At 60.4% G+C, this 2,494-nt stretch carries 3 protein-coding genes; all 3 read left to right on the forward strand.

All coding sequences use genetic code 11. The annotated features are described in order from the left end of the window. Positions 1–47 precede the first annotated feature (47 nt). The 3 genes from tnpA (at position 48) to tnpC (ending at position 2,481) form a co-directional block, all read left to right on the forward strand. Positions 48–524, forward strand: a complete 477-nt coding sequence (gene tnpA, locus J2Y63_RS35325; RefSeq protein ID WP_435269827.1) for an IS66-like element accessory protein TnpA — start codon at positions 48–50, stop codon at positions 522–524. Continuing rightward, positions 521–877, forward strand: coding sequence for an IS66 family insertion sequence element accessory protein TnpB (tnpB, locus tag J2Y63_RS35330; RefSeq protein ID WP_435269828.1), 357 nt, complete (start codon positions 521–523; stop codon positions 875–877). The genes tnpA and tnpB overlap by 4 nt, the downstream gene beginning before the upstream one ends. Before the next feature lie 71 nt (positions 878–948). Beyond that, positions 949–2,481: an IS66 family transposase gene (gene tnpC, locus J2Y63_RS35335; RefSeq protein WP_435269829.1), complete on the forward strand. Its 1,533-nt coding sequence runs from the start codon at positions 949–951 to the stop codon at positions 2,479–2,481. The last annotated feature ends 13 nt before the right edge of the window (positions 2,482–2,494 follow it).

Below are 2,494 nucleotides of genomic sequence, written 5' to 3' on the forward strand. Positions count from 1 at the left end.
GTAAGCGCCGTCCTGACCCCACCTTCCGGATCAGCTTATGATTGTCGATGTTCAATCTCGAAAGAGGGCTTGGACATATGTCGATTTCAGAGCTTACGCCTAAATCCAAGGATGAGCCGGTGCGCCGGTTCGAGGTATTCACTGGCAATGGCCGTCGTCGCGAATGGAGCGACGATCAGAAGGCGCAGATCATTGCGGAGAGTTGCGAACCTGGCGTGACGGTGTGCTCTGTGGCGCGGCGGCATGGGTTGACGCCGCAGCAATTGTTCACATGGCGACGGCTCGCCCGAAAGCCAGGTGAGGTTCTTTCTGTGCCCGTGGAGGAGCCGATGTTTGCACCAGCGGTCATCGTGTCACCCGAGAAGTCTGAGCCGAAGAAGGCGCGGCAGGCACGTTTGCCAAGAAGAACTTCTCCGGAGGCGGCTATTGAATTGCAGATTGATGGAGCCATGCTGCGCATTGCCTCGGGCACCGATGCCGCAACCATTGCCGCCGTCATCCAGGCGTTGAAGGCTCAATCGTGATTGGCCCGTCTGGTGCGGTAAAGGTGATGATCGCCACCAAGCCCGTCGACTTCCGCAAAGGTGCCGAAGGATTGGCGGCGCTGGTAAAGGCTGAGATGGGTGCCGATCCGTTCTCGGGCACGATCTACGTGTTCCGGGCCAAACGCACGGACCGGATCAAACTGATCTTCTGGGACGGCAGCGGCGTGTGCCTGGTCGCCAAGCGACTTGAGGATGGCGAGTTCCATTGGCCTCGAATGCAGGACGGCGCGATGCATTTGACCGCCGCTCAGTTCTCGGCTTTGTTCGAGGGATTGGACTGGAAACGGGTGCATGCGCCGAGCGAAACGCGCATCCCGGTAAAGGCTGGATAGCGGCCGCGACCAATTGAATCAGCACTGTCCAGCCTCTCGATCCGAGCGGTAAAATATGCTGTTCTCGATCCATGACAATGACGGCAGACGAGCTTCCGGATGACCTCAACGCGCTGAAAGCCATGGTGCTTTCGCGCGAGGCAGAGAATGCCCGCCTTCGCCAGATCATCAAGGAATTGCAGCGCCACCGCTTCGGCCGCCGGGCCGAGACCCTTCCCGAAGACCAGCTTCTGCTGGGGCTTGAAGAGGCCGAACAGGTCGAGGCTGCCGGTCTGGAAGAGAAGGAGCAGGCCTCCCACGCTCTTCGCCAGGCGCGGGTCGCCAAGCGGCGCACGAACCGAGGTTCGCTACCAGTACACCTGCCGCGCATCGAGATCGTGGTCGATATCGATGACCATGCCTGCCCGTGCTGCCACAATGACTTGCATCGGATCGGCGAAGACGTCAGCGAGAAGCTGGACATTGTGCCCGCCCAGTTCCGCGTGCTTGTGGTGCGCCGCCCGAAGTATGCCTGTCGGGCTTGCGAGGAGGTCGTGGTCCAGGCCGCCGCTCCTGCTCGCCTGATCGAAGGTGGCATTCCGACCGAGGCTACCGTCGCCCAGGTGCTGGTCTCCAAATATGCTGACCACTTGCCACTTTATCGCCAGGCGCAAATCTACAAGCGTCAGGGCATCGACCTCGACCGTTCGACGCTCGCCGACTGGGTCGGTCGTGCCGCCTGGCATCTTCGCCCCGTTCATCAGCGGCTGCTTGATCATTTGAAGTCGTCGTCCAAGCTCTTCGCCGACGAGACGACGGCCCCGGTGCTCGACCCTGGACGTGGCAAAACCAAGACCGGGCAGCTCTGGGCCTATGCGCGTGATGACAGGCCGTGGCAGGGAAATGATCCACCCGGCGTCGCCTATGTCTATGCGCCGGATCGCAAAGGCGAACGACCGATGGCCCATCTCGATGGCTTCGTCGGCATCCTGCAGGTCGACGGCTACAGTGGATATCGCCCGCTCGCGGCAAAGAACACCGTGTCGCTGGCCTTCTGCTGGTCCCATGTTCGACGCCGCTTCTATGAACTGGCTGCCGCCGGTCCCGCACCCATTGCCAGCGAGGCACTCAAACGTATCGCTGAACTTTACAGGATCGAAGATGAGATACGTGGCCGGACCCATGAGGAGCGTCGTGTCGCCCGTCAGGAAAAGAGTCGCCCCATCATCGACAGCCTCGCTCCCTGGCTGCGCGAACAACTTGGCTACATCAGCCAGAAGACAAAGCTCGCCGAAGCAATCCGTTATGCCTTGTCGCGCTGGGACGGCTTGAGCCGCTTCATCGACGATGGCCGGATCGAGATCGACTCCAACACCGTCGAACGATCCATCAGGCCAATTGCGCTCAATCGCAAGAATGCGCTATTTGCAGGGTCAGATGCCGGGGCCGAACACTGGGCGACCATCGCCTCGCTCATCGAGACTGCCAAGCTCAACCATGTCGAGCCACTGGCCTATCTCTCAGACGTTCTCACCAGGATCGTCAACAATCATCCAAATAGCCAGATCGACGACCTGCTGCCTTGGGCCTATGCCGCAAAGCACGAACTGAAAGCCGTGGCCTGAAAACAGCGCTTAC

Origin of the sequence: Shinella sp. BE166 (assembly GCF_051201095.1) — a bacterium.
Classification (GTDB): domain Bacteria; phylum Pseudomonadota; class Alphaproteobacteria; order Rhizobiales; family Rhizobiaceae; genus Shinella; species Shinella lacus.

Bases quoted from the DNA above. Each gene is read 5' to 3' on its own strand.
- tnpA (WP_435269827.1), top strand. From the start codon at position 48: ATGTTCAATCTCGAAAGAGGGCTTGGACATATGTCGATTTCAGAGCTT.
- tnpC (WP_435269829.1), top strand. From the start codon at position 949: ATGACAATGACGGCAGACGAGCTTCCGGATGACCTCAACGCGCTGAAA.